At 32.3% G+C, this 17,099-nt stretch carries 16 protein-coding genes; 4 read left to right on the top strand and 12 right to left on the bottom strand.

What is annotated here, in order from left to right; all coding sequences use genetic code 11:
• Positions 1-4 precede the first annotated feature (4 nt).
• Positions 5-1,672: a gamma-glutamyltransferase gene (gene ggt, locus QHG34_RS10330; RefSeq protein WP_282630108.1), complete on the top strand. Its 1,668-nt coding sequence runs from the start codon at positions 5-7 to the stop codon at positions 1,670-1,672.
• A gap of 64 nt (positions 1,673-1,736) precedes the next feature.
• Here ggt and metQ read toward each other — a convergent pair whose 3' ends face one another.
• The 10 genes from metQ to hutH all read right to left on the bottom strand — a co-directional run bounded on the left by metQ (position 1,737) and on the right by hutH (position 10,866).
• On the bottom strand, positions 1,737-2,546 hold the full coding sequence (gene metQ / locus QHG34_RS10325) for a methionine ABC transporter substrate-binding lipoprotein MetQ (RefSeq protein ID WP_282630107.1): 810 nt from the start codon (positions 2,544-2,546) through the stop codon (positions 1,737-1,739).
• A gap of 8 nt (positions 2,547-2,554) precedes the next feature.
• The gene (gene metI / locus QHG34_RS10320) at positions 2,555-3,208 is read right to left on the bottom strand and encodes a methionine ABC transporter permease MetI (protein ID WP_280037273.1); all 654 of its coding nucleotides are present in this window, start codon (positions 3,206-3,208) and stop codon (positions 2,555-2,557) included.
• Positions 3,189-4,226, bottom strand: coding sequence for a methionine ABC transporter ATP-binding protein (locus tag QHG34_RS10315; RefSeq protein ID WP_282630106.1), 1,038 nt, complete (start codon positions 4,224-4,226; stop codon positions 3,189-3,191). The genes metI and QHG34_RS10315 overlap by 20 nt, the downstream gene beginning before the upstream one ends.
• A gap of 256 nt (positions 4,227-4,482) precedes the next feature.
• Positions 4,483-4,764 carry a GNAT family N-acetyltransferase gene (locus QHG34_RS10310; RefSeq protein WP_282630105.1) on the bottom strand — a complete coding sequence of 94 codons (282 nt, stop codon included), beginning with the start codon at positions 4,762-4,764 and terminating at the stop codon, positions 4,483-4,485.
• Between the two features lie 25 nt (positions 4,765-4,789).
• On the bottom strand, positions 4,790-5,662 hold the full coding sequence (locus QHG34_RS10305; protein ID WP_282630104.1) for a pirin family protein: 873 nt from the start codon (positions 5,660-5,662) through the stop codon (positions 4,790-4,792).
• 289 nt (positions 5,663-5,951) lie between these two features.
• Positions 5,952-6,329, bottom strand: a complete 378-nt coding sequence (locus tag QHG34_RS10300; RefSeq protein ID WP_282630102.1) for a hypothetical protein — start codon at positions 6,327-6,329, stop codon at positions 5,952-5,954.
• Positions 6,329-8,308 (bottom strand): urocanate hydratase, encoded by a 1,980-nt coding sequence (locus QHG34_RS10295; protein ID WP_282630101.1) that lies wholly within the window; start codon positions 8,306-8,308, stop codon positions 6,329-6,331. The genes QHG34_RS10300 and QHG34_RS10295 overlap by 1 nt, the downstream gene beginning before the upstream one ends.
• Positions 8,309-8,380: 72 nt before the next feature.
• The gene (locus QHG34_RS10290; RefSeq protein ID WP_282630100.1) at positions 8,381-8,758 is read right to left on the bottom strand and encodes a ribosomal maturation YjgA family protein; all 378 of its coding nucleotides are present in this window, start codon (positions 8,756-8,758) and stop codon (positions 8,381-8,383) included.
• A gap of 1 nt (position 8,759) precedes the next feature.
• A complete protein-coding gene (locus tag QHG34_RS10285) occupies positions 8,760-9,314 on the bottom strand; it encodes a hypothetical protein (protein ID WP_282630098.1) in 555 nt (184 codons plus the stop codon).
• A 4-nt stretch (positions 9,315-9,318) separates the two neighbouring features.
• Entirely contained in the window at positions 9,319-10,866 is a 1,548-nt protein-coding gene (hutH, locus tag QHG34_RS10280) for a histidine ammonia-lyase (protein ID WP_407080910.1), read from the bottom strand.
• A gap of 100 nt (positions 10,867-10,966) precedes the next feature.
• Here hutH and folE point away from each other — a divergent pair, with 100 nt between their 5' ends.
• The 3 genes from folE (at position 10,967) to QHG34_RS10265 (ending at position 15,203) form a co-directional block, all read left to right on the top strand.
• Positions 10,967-11,644: a GTP cyclohydrolase I FolE gene (gene folE / locus QHG34_RS10275; protein WP_282630097.1), complete on the top strand. Its 678-nt coding sequence runs from the start codon at positions 10,967-10,969 to the stop codon at positions 11,642-11,644.
• Positions 11,645-11,661: 17 nt separating this feature from the next.
• The gene (gene cysS / locus QHG34_RS10270; RefSeq protein ID WP_282630096.1) at positions 11,662-13,134 is read left to right on the top strand and encodes a cysteine--tRNA ligase; all 1,473 of its coding nucleotides are present in this window, start codon (positions 11,662-11,664) and stop codon (positions 13,132-13,134) included.
• 95 nt (positions 13,135-13,229) lie between these two features.
• Positions 13,230-15,203 carry a putative porin gene (locus tag QHG34_RS10265; protein WP_282630094.1) on the top strand — a complete coding sequence of 658 codons (1,974 nt, stop codon included), beginning with the start codon at positions 13,230-13,232 and terminating at the stop codon, positions 15,201-15,203.
• A gap of 135 nt (positions 15,204-15,338) precedes the next feature.
• Here QHG34_RS10265 and QHG34_RS10260 read toward each other — a convergent pair whose 3' ends face one another.
• A complete protein-coding gene (locus QHG34_RS10260) occupies positions 15,339-16,433 on the bottom strand; it encodes a hypothetical protein (protein WP_282630093.1) in 1,095 nt (364 codons plus the stop codon).
• Positions 16,434-16,530: 97 nt separating this feature from the next.
• Positions 16,531-16,929 carry an SH3 domain-containing protein gene (locus QHG34_RS10255; protein WP_282630092.1) on the bottom strand — a complete coding sequence of 133 codons (399 nt, stop codon included), beginning with the start codon at positions 16,927-16,929 and terminating at the stop codon, positions 16,531-16,533.
• Positions 16,930-17,099: the final 170 nt, after the last annotated feature.

Below are 17,099 nucleotides of genomic sequence, written 5' to 3'. Positions count from 1 at the left end.
TTTTATGAAAAAAATATCATTTATTATAGTTTCATTCTTGGCGATTATTCAGTTGAATGCGCAAGAATCATACAAAAATGGAGTTGTTGTAACAGCTCATCCAGAAGCTTCAAAAGTTGGAGTTGAAATTCTGAAAAAAGGTGGAAATGCGATTGATGCTTCTATTGCAGTTCAGTTTGCGTTGGCGGTTGTTTACCCAAATGCAGGAAATATTGGTGGCGGTGGATTTTTGGTTTATCGCGATGCAAAAGGAAAGACCGATGCGTTAGATTATCGTGAAAAAGCACCTTTAAAAGCGAGTGAAGATATGTATTGGGACAAAAACGGCAATGCAATTACTGATCTTAGTTTGTATGGACAATTTGCTGCAGGTGTTCCCGGAACAGTTGATGGAATGGTAAAAGCGCACGAAAAATATGGTAAATTAAATTGGAAAGAATTAGTTCAGCCAGCTATTAATTTAGCTCAAAAAGGATTTAAAATCACAAAACAGCAAGCGAGCGAATTGACAAATAAACACAATGATTTTGTAAAATATAATCAGAAAATAAATGCTTTAACCTCTAAATCATCTTGGAAAGAAGGCGATTTACTAATTCAGAAAGATTTAGCTAATACGTTAAAATTAATTCAGCAAAAAGGTCGAGCTGGTTTTTATGAAGGAAAAACAGCTGATTTAATAGTGAAAGAAATGAAAAGTGGAAACGGAATTATTTCACACGAAGATTTAAAAGAATATCAATCGGTTTGGAGAACGCCAGTTTCTGGAAATTATAAAGGTCTTAAAGTGATTTCGATGCCGCCGCCTTCAAGTGGTGGAATTGCTTTGGTTTCGTTATTTCAATCAATTGAAGATTATCCAATCAACAAATGGGGATTTCAGGCAGATTCTACAATTCAAGTGATGGTAGAAGCAGAACGTCGCGTTTATGCTGATCGCGCAGAGCATTTAGGTGATCCAGATTTTATAAAAGTTCCGCAAAAACAATTATTGGATAAAAGTTATAATGTGAATCGAATGAAAGATTTTTCGTTTGATAAAGCAACACCAAGTTCAGCAATTAAAGCGGGAGAAATGATTGGTAAAGAATCGATGGAAACAACACATTATGTAATTGTTGATAAAGATGGAAATGCGGCTTCTGTAACCACAACGTTGAATAATTCGTACGGATCTTTGGTTGTTGTAGAAGGAGCTGGATTTTTGTTGAATGATGAAATGGATGATTTTTCTGTAAAACCAGGAACGCCTAATTTATATGGTTTGGTTGGAGGAAAAGCCAATGCGATTGAACCTTCGAAAAGAATGTTAAGTTCGATGACACCTTCGATTTTAGAGAAAGATGGTAAATTGTTTATGGTTGTGGGAACGCCGGGTGGTTCTACAATTATTACGTCTGTTTTTCAAGCAATTTTGAATGTTGTTGATTTTGGAATGACAATGCAAGAAGCTGTTGCAGCACCAAGATTTCATCATCAATGGTTGCCAGACCAGATCGATTATGAACCAAATGCGATTTCAGAAAATGTTCGCGAAACGTTAAAACAAAAAGGTTATAAGTTGAAAGAACGTAAACCTTATGGACGTGTAGAAGGAATTTTGGTAAACAAGGATGGAACATATCAAGCTGGAGCAGATCCGCGAGGAGATGATAAGGCAGTAGGGTATTAAAAAAGTTAGATAAACAAAAAGGCTATTCAATTGAATAGCCTTTTTAATATTATAAATAATTATTTTACCAACCTTTTATAGCTCCACCTTTGAATACTTCGTCTGCTTTTTTAGCAACTTGTTCAGATTGGTATGCTTGTACAAATTTCTTCACTTTTTCATCGTTTTTGTTGTCTTCACGACTCACAATGATATTGACATAAGGAGATTCTTTATCCTCTGTAAAAATTCCTTGTTTTTTAGCATCTAAACCAGCTTGTCCTGCAAAATTATTATTAATAACAGAAATCGCTACTTTTTCATCATCTAAAACACGAGGTAATTGAGGAGCTTCTAATTCTAAAATCTCTAATTTTTTAGGATTAGAAACAATATCAGTTAATTTAGGAAATAACCCTACACCATCTTTCAATTTAATTAAACCTATTTTTTGTAACAACAATAAAGATCGACCTCCATTAGCTGGATCATTCGGAATAGCAATTGTATTACCTTCTTTTAATTCATTTATAGATTTTATTTTTTTAGAATATCCAACGATTGGGTATAAAAATGTATTTCCAATAGGTTCTAATTTGTAACCACGTTGTTTTTCTTGTTCTTCTAAAAATGGAACTGTTTGGTAAGCATTAACATCTAAATCTCCTTGATTCAACGCTTCATTCGGAATAATATAATCATTGAAAGTGATCAATTCTACTTCCAAATTGTATTTTTCTTTTGCAACTTGTTTCGCAACCTGAGCCACTTCAAATTCAGGTCCAGTCATTACACCAACACGTATTGTATTTGCATCAGTTTTAGATTCTCCACATGATGTTAAAGCAAGTGCTGATAGTGTTGTAAGAAGTATATTTTTAATTAACTTTTTCATTGTTTAAATTATTTATGATTGAATTTTTTTGATAAGAAATCACCAGTAAATTGGATGATAAAAACGATAATTATTAATAGAATTAAAACGGTATTCATAATAAAAGTATCATATCCTACATAACCATATTGATATCCGATTTGTCCTAATCCGCCAGCTCCTACAGCGCCACCCATTGCCGAATAGCCGACTAAAGTAATTAACGTAATTGTTGCGGCATTTATTAACGATGGTAATGCTTCTGGTAACAAAACTTTGAAAATGATTTGCGAAGGTTTTGCACCCATAGAACGTGCTGCTTCTATCAAACCTTCAGGAATCTCTAATAAACTATTTTCTACTAAACGCGCTATAAATGGTGCGGCTCCAATACTAAGAGGTACCAAGGCAGCAGAAACGCCGATTGATGTTCCAACTAAACTTCGTGTAAAAGGAATCATCCAAACGATTAGAATAATGAATGGAATTGATCTGAAAATATTGACAAAAAAGGCTAAAATTTGATTAACCAATTTGTTTTCTAATAATTGTCCTTTTCTCGTTAAAAACAAGAAGATTCCGATTGGAAGACCAAGTACAAAACCAAAAAATCCGGAAACAAATGTCATCAAAACTGTTTCCCAAGTTCCCTTAAGTAATAGATTAATAACTGCTTCTGACATAACCGATTTTTTCTAAATTAAATTTATTTTGCTGTAAATATGTTTCGATTGCTGAGTTTTCTTTTGAATTAATTTTCAAGAAAAATGTTCCGTAATTGATTTCTCCAGCATATTCGATTCTTGAATTTACGATTTCTGCTTCAATATTATACAACGAATTTATTTCTGCAATAAGTTGATTGAATTTTGGTTGATTCGTGAAATTGATTTTATAAATTGTTGAGTCATTTTCTGAATAAGTATCAACCAAATTTTTCTGAAAACTTAGTGGTAAAGCTATATCCAATGAATTTTTGATAAATTCTTGCGTGATATTTTCTTTCGGATTAGTAAAAATTTCTTCTACTGTACCATGTTCTACCAATTTTCCATTTTCAATCACTCCAACTTCATCACAAATAGAATTAATCACTTCCATTTCATGAGTAATCAATAAAATTGTCAGATTAAGTCGTTGATTGATTTCTTTCAACAATCTCAAAATAGATTTTGTAGTCGCAGGATCTAACGCACTTGTTGCTTCGTCACACAACAAAACAGTTGGATTATTAGCCAAAGCACGCGCTATTGCAACACGTTGTTTTTGTCCGCCCGATAAATTTGTAGGATATTCCTTTGCTTTTTCGTGAATACCAACAAGGTGTAAAAGTTCGTCAACCTTTGTTCTTATTTGGCTTTTTGAGATACCTTCCAATTCCATCGGAAAAGCAATATTTTCTTCTACAGTTCGCGAAGAAAGTAAATTGAAATGTTGAAAAATCATTCCGATTTTTCTTCTTTCTAAAGTTAATTTTGAATTACTTAAGTTCAATAAATTTGTTCCATTTATCAAAACTTCTCCTGTATCAGGTCGTTCTAATAAATTAACACAGCGAATCAAGGTGCTTTTTCCGGCACCAGATTTACCAATGATTCCAAAAATTTTTCCTTCTTCAATCTGCAAAGAAACATCGCGCAAAGCATGAATTTCTCTTTTAGAAGTTCTGAAAGTTTTGGATATGTTTTTTAGTTCAATCATTTTAAAAATCTTAATAAAAAAACCTCTCAATTATTATAAATAAATGCAGAGAGGTTGTGTTTTTTTGCTTTTATAAAGTCTATTAAAATTATGGACTTATAAAAAGTTATGCAAAAATAATTAGTTTTTTTTGAATGATTTTTTATTAAAAATGAAATTTATTCTACAAAATAACCATCTTGCAGAATAAATTTTCAAATTAATATTTAAGATTACGATTTATTATTGTATAATCGAAATTCATAGTAATTATTTCTTAAGATAAGATATCTCTAATTTCTGGATTTTTTTCAAACTGCGCTTTTGCAAAAGGACACAAAGGAATTACTTTGATGTTTTCTTTTCTTGCCCAATCTACTAAAGCAAGTAAAGCTTTTTTACCAACTCCTTGTCCACCATAGGCTTCGTCAACTTCTGTATGATCGATAATGATCTTATCATCACCAGCCCAAACATAAGCCATTTCTCCAGCTTTTTTATCTCCATCTAACACGAAAAAAGCTCCATTTTTCTTGTCGTCAATTTGTTTAATTTCCATCAGTTTTATGTTTTTAAGTTGTTTATTAATCCTCTAAAGTACCAAATTTTCCGTTATTGAAATCGTCAAATGCTTCGCGAATTTGCTCTTGTGTATTCATCACAAAAGGACCATAAGAAGCAATTGGTTCATTCAAAGGTTCTCCACTCAAAATTAATACCACACTATTTTCTGTTGCTTCGATAGAGAAATCTTCGCCTTCATTTGTAAATAATAATAAATGATCTGTTGGTACAACTTCTTGGTTATTTACTTTTACTTCGCCTTCAATAACTAATAAAACGGTATTGTAATTTGCAGGAAAACTGAAATTTGCTTTTCCTCCTTCATTCAATTTTGCATTCAACATATTAACAGGAGAAAATGTAGACGCAGCACCTTTCGTTTTGTTGTATTCACCTGCAATAACTTCTACAAAACCATTTTCAACTTCTACCGTTGGAATGCTTTTGTGTTCAATCGCTTGATATTTAGGCGCACTCATTTTATCTTTTGCAGGAAGGTTTACCCATAATTGAACCATTTGGAAAATACCTCCTTGTTTATAAAATTCTTCTGCATGATATTCTTTGTGCAAAACACCAGAAGCCGCAGTCATCCATTGTACATCTCCTTGATGAATTGTTCCTCCTCCACCAGAACTATCGTGGTGAGAAACGCTTCCTTCATAAGCAATTGTTACCGTTTCGAAACCGCGATGTGGATGCACACCAACACCTTTTGGTTTGTCTGTTGCTGGAAAATGAAATTTCGAATTATAATCTAACATAATAAATGGATCCATTCTTTTCATATCTAAATGATAACCACTTGGAATAAAATTGTGAACTCTAAATCCGTCTCCTACATAATGTGGTTCTCTTGGAGCGATAACTGCTTCTATATTTTTTGTATTCATAATGATATGTTTTATACGTTTTTACTTTTGTTATACAAATTTACGAAGCCATATTATCGATTATCTTGATGTAGGTTAAGAAGCGATTTTAAGTAAATTATGGTTGATTATGAATGCGATTTAAGAATAATGAGTAATTGTCATTCTGAGTTTGTCGAAGAATTTTCTCGTGATTCGTCATTTAGATAACACTACATTCTGAACGACAAACAAAGTCATCCTGAACTCGTTTTAGGTGCGCATTAAGTGATTAAACTATAAAAGCATCTCATTTGAGATGCTTTTATGATTAAGGTTCAATATTTTTTATGGAACCATCAATATTATAAGTTTTACCATCACATTCCCATTCATGAGAAATAATACTATCTCTTTTGTGAATGTTAAATGTTAATTCGCCTTTTCTTTTGATGATTGTGTCACCAATATTTATTTCTTTTCTATAGTTCGCCCACCATCGATTTTGTTCATTACAATCACATTTTTCATTGGTAAATGGATTTCGTCCATCCATTGCTAAATTCCCACTTGTTCCCCAATCTTTATTTTCTACAATCATTAAACATTCATCGTTTTTATCTATTCTAAGAAAAGCTTCACAATTTGAATTTTGATTACAAGAAAAGATAATAAATAATAAACTAAATGCAGAAATAAGTCTATTCATTATAGTAATTTTTCATCAACCATATTTGGTAATGTCACTTTCAACAAAGGTTCTTCTTCCATCGCGCGTTTGATCGCAAAAATAGCTTCTTCATTTCTTGCCCAAGAACGACGAGCAATTCCATTGTTTACATCCCAATGCAACATCGATTTTAAACGTTGTTCAGCATCCGAAGATCCATCTAACAACATTCCGAAACCACCATTGATAACTTCTCCCCAACCAACGCCACCACCGTTGTGAATAGAAACCCAAGTTGCACCACGGAAACTATCGCCAATTACATTGTGAATTGCCATATCAGCTGTGAATTTTGAACCATCATAAATATTAGACGTTTCACGGAAAGGAGAATCTGTTCCAGAAACATCATGATGATCACGACCTAAAACAACTGCTCCGATTTCACCTTTTGAAATTGCATCGTTAAAGGCTTTCGCAATTTTAATTCGTCCTTCTGCATCTGCATATAGAATACGTGCTTGAGATCCGACAACCAATTTGTTTTCTTGCGCACCTTTTATCCATGTGATATTATCTTGCATTTGTTGTTGAATTTCCTTCGGAGAATGTTGCATGATTTCTTCTAAAACTTGGCAAGCAATTTCATCCGTTTTTTGTAAATCTTTAGGATTTCCTGATGTACAAACCCAACGGAAAGGTCCAAATCCAAAATCGAAACACATTGGTCCCATAATGTCTTGAACATAACTTGGGTATTTAAAATCGATATTATTTTCAGCCATAACATCTGCTCCAGCACGAGAAGCTTCTAACAAAAAGGCATTTCCATAATCGAAGAAATACGTTCCTTTTGCAGTATGTTTGTTGACAGAATCTGCATGACGACGCAGCGATTCTTGTACTTTTTCTTTGAATAATTCAGGATTATTTGCCATCATTTCATTGGCTTCGTCAAATGATAATCCAACAGGATAATAACCACCAGCCCAAGGATTATGCAAAGAGGTTTGATCTGAACCTAAGTCGATGTATAGATTTTCTTGGTCAAATTTTTCCCAAACATCCACCACATTTCCATCATAAGCAATCGAAACAACTTCTTTATTTTCTTTGGCTTCGCGAACACGAGCAACCAATTCATCCAAATCAGTAATCACTTCGTCCACCCAACCTTGTTCGTGACGTTTGTATGTCGCAGCAGGATTCACTTCGGCAGTAACAGATACAACTCCTGCAATATTTCCCGCTTTCGGTTGCGCACCAGACATTCCACCAAGTCCTGCCGTAACAAATAATTTACCAGCAGTTCCTTCATTGTCAATTTTGCGACAACCATTCAAAACGGTAATCGTTGTTCCATGAACAATTCCTTGCGGACCAATGTACATATAACTTCCTGCAGTCATTTGCCCATATTGAGAAACACCTAACGCATTCATCTTTTCCCAATCATCCGGTTTCGAGTAATTAGGAATCACCATTCCATTCGTAACGACAACGCGCGGAGCATTTTTGTTTGAAGGAAATAAACCCATTGGATGCCCAGAATACATCACCAAGGTTTGCTCTTCTGTCATTTCAGACAAATATTTCATCGTTAATAGATATTGCGCCCAGTTTTGGAAAACGGCACCATTTCCACCATAGGTGATTAATTCTTCTGGATGTTGTGCAACTGCGTGATCCAAATTATTTTGAATCATTAATTGAATTGCTTTTGCTTGTTCTGAATCTCCTGGATAATCTGTAATTGGACGAGCAAAAATTTTGTAATCAGGCATCAAACGATACATGTAAATTCTTCCGAAATCTTCTAATTCTTGCTTAAATTCTGGAATTAGTTCAGCATGATCTTTTGGTTCGAAATAACGTAACGCATTTTTAAGTGCTAACTTTTTTTCGTCTTCCGATAATATTTCTTTACGCTTTGGTGCGTGGCTTACATTAGGATTTCTGTCTTTTTTTTGAGGTAAAACAGAAGGAATACCTTGTTTTATTTGTTCTTGAAAAGTCATTTTTTGGTGTTTTTATGTTTTACGTTGAACGTTTTTTGTTGTCACTCTGAGATTGTCGAAGAATCTCTAGGATTATAATTTATTTTTCTTCAAATCTTTATCAATAAAAAATAATAGAACAAATCCGACGAAATAACATAGTAAATCGATCCACGAAAAAGATGTTCCGATAATTATTCGAGCTGCTTTGTTATGTCCTAAACCAATCATTTCTACAAAATTGAAATATTGTAAAATTTCTACAACAAAAGAAAAAATCAATGTAAAAATGGCAATGTTAATCGCTTTTGTGTTGATAAATGCTTTGATAAAATAGTAAATAAAAATTACGACTAAAATATCGCCAACAAAAGGGCGAATGATTTTGTCTTTGATAAAAAGTGCAATAAAAACTTCCACTAAGAAAATTATAATCGCAATGATGAATGATTTTTTATCGAATTTGAACATCTTATTTACTCCATTTATCAAGTTTACTAAAAGCTTCTTCTATACGTTCTTGCGCTTTTGCAGGAAGCTCGTTATAGTTAGAAGATTTCGTTATTTTACCATCTTTATTCTCTTCTATCGTAAATAAATTATCCTTGTATAGAATAAAATATCCGACAATAAAACGTTCTTCAGTCTTTAAATTTTCTTCGCTAAAAGCCGTATATGCAATTCCAATTTTTGCATCATCTGTAAAAAATCCTCCACGTTTTCCCCAGATAAAAATCGTGTTATTACTACTTCTTTTGTCTTTCAAATTCTGTTTCCATTCCAAGCCATCTTTTTTATATTCTTGTATAAAAATGGTGTCTGGCGTTATACCTTTTGCGGGTTTTGAGTAAACGATACAAAATTTTTCATTTCCCATATCAACACGAAAACCTTGTATAATTCGGCTTCCTTCGTAAGGTAAAAACTCAAATTCCTCTGGTTTACTATCTCCAAAAGTTGTGGTTTGGGCTTGAGAAATAATTGATATTAATAAAAATAAAAGTAGGATTAGGCGGTTGTTTTTCATATTATTAGAAACTTAAAATTAATTTTTTGAAATCATCTGTTTGTAGTAAATCGATAATATTATTGATATCATCTCCAATCAAACGATCATCTTCTAATTTTGGACAAACTGAACGAACTTTTGCGAAAACGTCTTCTAAGAAAGCACTTGTTTTTCGAGGTCTCCTAAATTCTAAACCTTGACAAGCGTACATTAACTCAATTGCTAAAATACGTTCTACATTGTCTAAAACTTGGTTGAATTTTCGTCCAGAAATACTTCCCATCGAAACGTGATCTTCTTGTCCCAAAGAAGTCGGAATACTATCTGCCGATGCAGGGAAACACAAGGTTTTGTTTTCTGTGCAAAGTGCGGCTGAGGTATATTGAGGAATCATGAAACCAGAATTTAAACCAGAGCTTTCGGTTAACAATTTTGGTAAACCATATTTTCCTTCGATTAATAAGTATTGACGACGATCCGAAATATTTCCTAATTCTGAAGCCGCAATTGTTGCATAATCTAATACCATTGCTAATGGTTGTCCGTGGAAGTTTCCACCAGAAATAGCTTCTTCGTCTGAGACAACGATTGGATTATCTGTTACAGAATTTAATTCGATTTCTGCTAATTCTTGTAAATGGAAAAATGCATTTCGTGATGCACCATGAACTTGAGGCATACAACGCAATGAATATGGATCTTGTACACGACCACATTCTGCATGAGAGAAAGCAATTTCAGAACCTTTCAATAAATTTCGCATACGTTCTGCAACCAATAAAGTTCCTTTGAATGGACGAACTTGGTGCAATTCTTCTTCGAATGGACGAGGAGAACCTTCGTATGCTTCTAATGATAAAGCACCGGCAACGTCAGCTAAATTCAATAAATATTCGAATTTTTCTAAACCATTTAAAGCGTGAGATAAAATGAATTGTGTTCCATTAATTAATCCTAAACCTTCTTTCGCAGAAAGATGTAAAGGTTGTAAATTGTGTTTAGCTAAAGCTTCTTTTGTCGAAACAATAGCATCCCCATCCCAAACTTTTCCTTCGCCAATTAATGGTAAAAATAAATGTGATAATGGTGCTAAATCTCCAGATGCTCCAACAGATCCTTTTTCAGGAACGACCGGAATAATATCTTTTTCGACCATTAGTAAAATTCGTTCTACAACATCTAAAGTCACACCTGAATATCCTTTTGATAAAGCATGTGCTTTTGCAATTAACATGGTTTTAGAAATTTCTTTCTTAATTGGATTTCCAACACCAACTGCGTGACTGATTAATAAATTGTGTTGAAGTTGACGTGTTTCTTCTTCAGAGATTTTAGTGTCGCAAAGTGGTCCAAAACCAGTGTTAATTCCATAAACTGTTTGTCCAGAAGCAACTATTTTAGCAACATTTTGTTGCGATTTTAAGATTTGTTGTTTACTCGCTTCATTAAGTTCAATTTCGATGTTTCCTTCTTTGATTCCTTTGTAATCCTCGAACGAAAGAAAATCGATACCGTAAGTTTTCTTGATCATTTTTTCGAATTTGTGATACTTCAAAGATAATCTTTTCATTGATTTGATAAAAGATAGAAATCATTTCAGATGTAATAAATTGAGATTTGATAAGGTTTTATAACACTATCTTTTATAAATTTGCTAAAATTTTTATGTAATGTGTGATAAACATCTTCATGACGAAATGGGGGACGACCATATGTCAGCAAACTTAGAAACGCCTTTGAGAGCTGATGCATTTGAGTTGTCTGCTGAAGAAAAAGTGGAAAAGATAGAAGCGGATTTCCGTAACATCATGGAAACTTTAGGCTTAGATTTAACAGATGATAGTTTGAAAGGAACGCCAAAACGTGTTGCGAAAATGTTCGTAAAAGAGATTTTTGGTGGTTTATTGCCAGAGCGTAAGCCTGGAATGTCAACTTTCGAAAATAAATATAACTACAATCAAATGTTGGTTGAAAAGGATATCGTGGTTTATTCGACTTGCGAGCATCACTTTTTACCAATCGTTGGACGTGCACATGTTGGTTACATCTCGAAAGGAAAAGTAATCGGTTTGTCTAAAATGAATCGTATTGTAGAATATTATGCAAAACGTCCGCAAGTACAAGAGCGTTTGACAATGCAAATTGTAAAAGCAATGCAAGAAGCGTTAGGTACAGACGATGTAGCATGTATTATTGATGCGAAACATTTGTGTGTGAATTCGCGTGGAATCAAAGATATCGAATCTAGCACGGTAACGGCTGAATTTGGTGGAGCTTTTAAAGAAAGTGAGCAATTAAGAAAAGAGTTCATTGCGTATATCGGAATGAAAACTCCTTTCAATGTTTAAATTATAAATCCTATAAAATGGTAAAAGAAAATCAATTAAAATTACATAATTCCTTAACGGGACTGAAAGAAACGTTCGAACCAATTAATCAAGATAATGTTGGTATGTATGTTTGTGGACCTACCGTTTATAGTAATGTGCATCTTGGTAATGTGCGTACGTTTATGTCTTTTGATATGATTTACCGTTACCTGAAGTTTTTAGGTTACAAAGTTCGTTACGTTCGTAATATTACGGATGCTGGGCATTTGACAGATGATGGAAATGTAGAAAATGATCGTTTTGTAAAACAATCTAAATTAGAGAAATTAGAACCAATGGAAATCGTACAGAAATATACGGTTGATTTTCATAAAGTTTTAGAAAAATTTAATTTACTACCTCCAACAATCGAGCCTACAGCGACAGGTCATATTTTAGAACAAATTGCTTTAGCGGAAAAATTAATTGATTTAGGATTTGCTTATGAAGTAAACGGATCAGTTTATTTTGACGTAGAAGCTTACAACAAAAAAGGACTTGATTATGGTGAATTGAGTAACCGTAACATTGAAGAATTAATCAATAATACAAGAGATTTAGACGGGCAAGGAGAGAAGAAAAATCCTGTGGATTTTGCACTTTGGAAAAATGCTTCGCCTGCTCATATTATGCGTTGGGCTTCACCTTGGGGAGATGGTTTCCCAGGTTGGCACTTAGAATGTACGGTGATGAGTACCAAATATCTTGGTGATTATTTTGATATTCACGGAGGTGGAATGGATCTTAAATTCCCTCACCACGAATGTGAAATTGCGCAAGCAAAAGGTTCTAACGGTCACGAACCAGTAAAATATTGGATGCATGCCAATATGTTGACGATGAATGGTCAGCGTATGAGTAAATCGACTGGAAATTACATTTTGCCAATGCAATTAGTAACGGGTGAAAATGATTTCTTCGAAAAACCATTTCATCCTGCTGTTGTACGTTTTTGTTTCTTACAAGCGCATTATCGCAGTGTTTTAGATATTTCAAATGATGCAATGTTAGCTTCTGAGAAAGGATTTAATCGTTTGGTAGAAGCATTGAAAACGTTAGAAGTTATTGCTCCTAAAAATTCATCTTCTGTTAATATAGAAGAGTTAGAAGCGAAGCTGTATGCGGCTATGGATGATGATTTCAATACACCAATTTTGATTGCACATTTATTTGATGCAGTAAAAATGATTAATTCTATCAAAGATGGTTCAGAATCTATTACAGCAGAAGATTTAGAACGTTTGAAAGCTATGATGAATGGTTTTGTTCATGATGTTTTAGGTTTGGATACTGAAGAAATCAATGAAGGATCAGACAAATTAGATGGTGTTGTAAAAATGCTAATCGAAATGCGTAATCAAGCACGTGTGGATAAAAATTGGGCTTTATCTGATCAAATTCGTGATCAATTAAGCGCTTTAGGAATTCAATTAAAAGACGGTGCTGAAGGAACAACGTTTACGTTTTAAGAAAAGTTTATAAAATATTTAACCCACTTAGAAATAAGTGGGTTTTTTTGTATCTCTCAATTTTAGATTACTTTTGTAAGGATTTATTCAATAGGATGAAAAAAACAATCATTGGTTTATTTTTATTAGGAGCTGTTGTAGCACAAGCGCAGGAGCAAGATTCTATAAAGATTTTGAAACCACTTAAAGGATCATCAGCAAACGATTCGATTACATATTTTAAAACTAAGATTGACGATTATAAATTTTGGACAAATGGCAGAAAGCCAGAAGTTATTGATACAACATTAAGTATTAAAAATTATTATAATCAAAATTTTATTCGACGAGATGCATTTGGAAAATTATTTTTCCCGAATGTTGGTGGAGTAGTGGTAGATTTAGAGTATCAAGATTTGCCTTTTGCTACAAGTATGTTACCTACTGGGAAACGTTACAATTATTACCAAGCTTCGGAGATTAAGTATTATGATGTTAAAACGCCTTACACAGAATTTATTTATGAGAATGGAGTAAAGGAAGGTAATTTTTTGTCTTCAACGTTTACGCATAACATCAACAAGCAATTTAATTATGCGTTTCATTATCGCGGTTTGATTTCGGAAGGACGCTATCGAAACGAAAAAGCGCAAAATAACACGTTTGTTTTTTCATCTAATTATAAAACAAAATCTGAACGTTTCAAATTATGGTGGCATTATTCGGCACAGAATCTGAAGAATAATGAGAACGGAGGAATAAGGGATATTAACGATTTTATTTTGCAAGATGAACGCAGAATGACAAATGTGCGAAATATTCCGGTAAATTCTCAAACGGCAAAATCCGAATTTGATGCTCGTCGCATAGAAGCGAACGCATCGTACGGAATTTTGAAAAGATTGAATGTTAAAGATTCGACTTATTATAATCCGATTATCTTAAAAAATACAGTCTCTTACGAAAAGCAAAAATTCAGATACGAAGATTCTTCTCCGAATGGAGAGTTGTATTCAACGTTAATTATTCCTGGAATTGGTTATAATAATCGTAAAAGTGCAACGGACTTTTCTAATGTTACAACGGCTGGTTTTCAGTGGACAGATCGTGTACAAATAGAAGCTGGAGTGAAGTTTCAGAGTTTAAACATATTCTCGGATCAAGCATTATCTCATAAATTTCTTCATCCAAACTCTTCTGCCATAATAATACAAGAAGTTAATAATCCAAAAGAAATGAAAGAGAATCTTTTTGGAGTGGTTGGAAAAGTAAATTTTGATTGGAATGAGAAGTTGAAATTATATGGTAATGTAGAGTTTTTACAAAGCGATAATTATAAAACCGTTTATAATGTAGATGCAATTTTGGATATTACGCCTGTGGAAGGTTATACATTGACGGCCGGAGCATTGTTACAGTCAAAGATTCCGTCATTAAATCAAATTTATAATCAAAGTTTTTTTGCAGATTTTAATTATGCAAACCGATTTGAGACAGAAAATATTCAGAAACTTTATGCAAAGTTAGACTTGCAAAAGGTGAATACAACTTTTGAAGGAGCGCTTTATAATATTGATAATCATGTTTATTTAGATCAGGATTTGGTTTATAAACAACTTACAGATAATATCAATTATTTTAAAATAAAAGGTGTTAATCATCTAAAGTTTGGTCATATTAATTTGGTTTCTACTGCTCAATATCAGCAAGTAACTAAAAATGATGCGTATATGCCTTTGCCAGATTTTATGATTAGAGAAACGTTGTATTGGCAAGGGGAATTGTTCAATAAAAATGCACAATTACAAGCTGGTGTTAATGTAACTTATTTCACGAAATACAATGGAATGCGTTATATTCCGATTATGAATGAATTTGCTTTGCAAAACCCTTCAACAGCACAAGAAATAGGCGGATATCCATTGATTGATTTGTTTATTAATTTTAAGGTTCGTAATATGCGTTTTTACATTAGAGGAGAGCATATTAATGCGTCGTTTACAAAACAACCCGATTATTTTGCAGCGCCAAATGTTCCGTACCGAGATTTCAAATTCCAACTTGGTTTGAAATGGAATATTTTTAGTTAAAAAGATTCAACAATTATAAACAAAAAACGACTTCATGATGAGGTCGTTTTTTTGTTTTATATAAGAAGATATTATTTTAAAGAAAACAATAGGATAGGTATGATGAGTAGGAGGGGTTTTATAAAATTATTATATCTACTCCATTCCAGGTAATGAAACGCCTCCATATTTTGTTTCTTCCCAAATTTCTTTAAAATCAGAAATTCCATAGTAATTATTTTTCTTAAAATCATTATCATATCTTTCACCTCCTTCGTCACTACCTAAAATGCTAAAAAAATCATAATACATATTGTGTTTTTCTCCTATTTTAGTCCCGTAATAAGCCAATTTTCCTAATATTTCGGATTTTTTAGCTAGATTTTTACTTAGTTCCGTATTTCTGTTATTTTGTTCTTTTACTATATAATTTGAAATAGCTAATAAATATTTTTTTTGATCTTCAGAAGAAGATTCAGTAATCACATCCATAACATCTTTATTAAATACAATTTTTCCATCACATTTTTTATTCCATAATATTTTTTCAAATTCATCAATATTTTTATAATCCTTTCTTAAAACATGAATTACTAGACTTTTATCTTTTGTATATCCAAATGTTTTTACTAAAGATTCTAAAAATAGTTTATCATTGAATTTAAGCCAAGTTAAACTGGCTTTGTCATCATTGAATAAGTATTTGTTTCTATGGATTAATTTTTGGCTATTTGTAAATTGTATTTCATTTAAATTTTTGACATCTTTCCACTTTATTATATCATATGTTGTTCCTTCTATAATTTTTTGTTTTGAAATATTTTCTTCATTTTGATATATGATTGGATATTTTGTTTTATAATCTAATAGTTCAGGAATAAATAGAGATTCAAAGATTAGTTTATTATTTGGATCAATAAATAAAGGATTATTATTACTGATAACATAATTTCCGTCTAATTGATAAGTTATTTTTTCACTTTTACAAGGGTATTCAATCAGAAAATTAATTTCGTTATTTTCATCATTAAAACTAAAAATAGAATCTAATTTATTTTCAAATTCCTTATTATCTAAAAATTTATAACCACTATTTTTAAGAATATTTATTGATACTTCTTTAATAGCATTAAAATCGTCTCTTTTATATTTATAATTATTCATCATATCAAGTCCAACTTCTTCAATAGCATAACCAGATTGAATCTGTCTGTTAAGGACTTTTTCTAAAGAATCATTATCTACATTCATATTGTTTGTTTTTTCTACCAAAGAATTACTTTCTTGTGAAGTTCCTCTACAAGAAAACAGTATGATAAGTATGGTGAGTAGGAGGGACTTCATTAGGTTAGTTATTCTTTATCCTACTTTTATGCACATAACCTTCTTTTCCTTCTTTAGTTTGGACTAAAAACCAATCATTAGAATTATCAAGAACCTCAATATGTTCTCCAGATTTTATTTGTTGAATGATTGCTGATTGTACGTTTTTTTCTTTTCTAAGATTGGTATAACCATCTGGGTCTTGGATATTGTTTTTGACGAAAGAATTTTTAATGAAAGATAATATTTCATCAATTTTAGAATATGAAGGGTCATAATATTCTACTATATCTAATTTTCCATGTAAAGAATCTTTATATATCTTTTTTGATTGAGCGGCTTCAATTTGTTTTTTGGAAAAAATATAATTTTTACTAAGTGTCTTTACTGCTGCAAAATCTTCTTGGTTAATCGCTGTGCTCATTAAAGTGTCAATAATTGATTTATCAAATTTGTATTTTGTTGTAAAGTACTTTAACCAACTATCATCTATATAATATTCATTATTACTAAATTGTAATCTTCCCTAAAAACCGGACCGTTTAAAAATATAGTTTATTAACTTAGGGATAATTATGAAACAGAGCAATTTTA

Origin of the sequence: Empedobacter sedimenti, assembly GCF_030005555.1 — a bacterium.
GTDB lineage: Bacteria > Bacteroidota > Bacteroidia > Flavobacteriales > Weeksellaceae > Empedobacter > Empedobacter sedimenti.
The sequence above is the reverse complement of the archived record's forward strand: the minus strand, read 5'-3'. Positions and strand labels throughout refer to the sequence as shown.

Bases quoted from the DNA above. Each gene is read 5' to 3' on its own strand.
- ggt (WP_282630108.1), top strand. From the start codon at position 5: ATGAAAAAAATATCATTTATTATAGTTTCATTCTTGGCGATTATTCAG.
- metQ (WP_282630107.1), bottom strand. From the start codon at position 2,546: ATGAAAAAGTTAATTAAAAATATACTTCTTACAACACTATCAGCACTT.
- metI (WP_280037273.1), bottom strand. From the start codon at position 3,208: ATGTCAGAAGCAGTTATTAATCTATTACTTAAGGGAACTTGGGAAACA.
- QHG34_RS10315 (WP_282630106.1), bottom strand. From the start codon at position 4,226: ATGATTGAACTAAAAAACATATCCAAAACTTTCAGAACTTCTAAAAGA.
- QHG34_RS10310 (WP_282630105.1), bottom strand. From the start codon at position 4,764: ATGGAAATTAAACAAATTGACGACAAGAAAAATGGAGCTTTTTTCGTG.
- QHG34_RS10305 (WP_282630104.1), bottom strand. From the start codon at position 5,662: ATGAATACAAAAAATATAGAAGCAGTTATCGCTCCAAGAGAACCACAT.
- QHG34_RS10300 (WP_282630102.1), bottom strand. From the start codon at position 6,329: ATGAATAGACTTATTTCTGCATTTAGTTTATTATTTATTATCTTTTCT.
- QHG34_RS10295 (WP_282630101.1), bottom strand. From the start codon at position 8,308: ATGACTTTTCAAGAACAAATAAAACAAGGTATTCCTTCTGTTTTACCT.
- QHG34_RS10290 (WP_282630100.1), bottom strand. From the start codon at position 8,758: ATGTTCAAATTCGATAAAAAATCATTCATCATTGCGATTATAATTTTC.
- QHG34_RS10285 (WP_282630098.1), bottom strand. From the start codon at position 9,314: ATGAAAAACAACCGCCTAATCCTACTTTTATTTTTATTAATATCAATT.
- hutH (WP_407080910.1), bottom strand. From the start codon at position 10,866: ATGAAAAGATTATCTTTGAAGTATCACAAATTCGAAAAAATGATCAAG.
- folE (WP_282630097.1), top strand. From the start codon at position 10,967: ATGTGTGATAAACATCTTCATGACGAAATGGGGGACGACCATATGTCA.
- cysS (WP_282630096.1), top strand. From the start codon at position 11,662: ATGGTAAAAGAAAATCAATTAAAATTACATAATTCCTTAACGGGACTG.
- QHG34_RS10265 (WP_282630094.1), top strand. From the start codon at position 13,230: ATGAAAAAAACAATCATTGGTTTATTTTTATTAGGAGCTGTTGTAGCA.
- QHG34_RS10260 (WP_282630093.1), bottom strand. From the start codon at position 16,433: ATGAATGTAGATAATGATTCTTTAGAAAAAGTCCTTAACAGACAGATT.
- QHG34_RS10255 (WP_282630092.1), bottom strand. From the start codon at position 16,929: ATGAGCACAGCGATTAACCAAGAAGATTTTGCAGCAGTAAAGACACTT.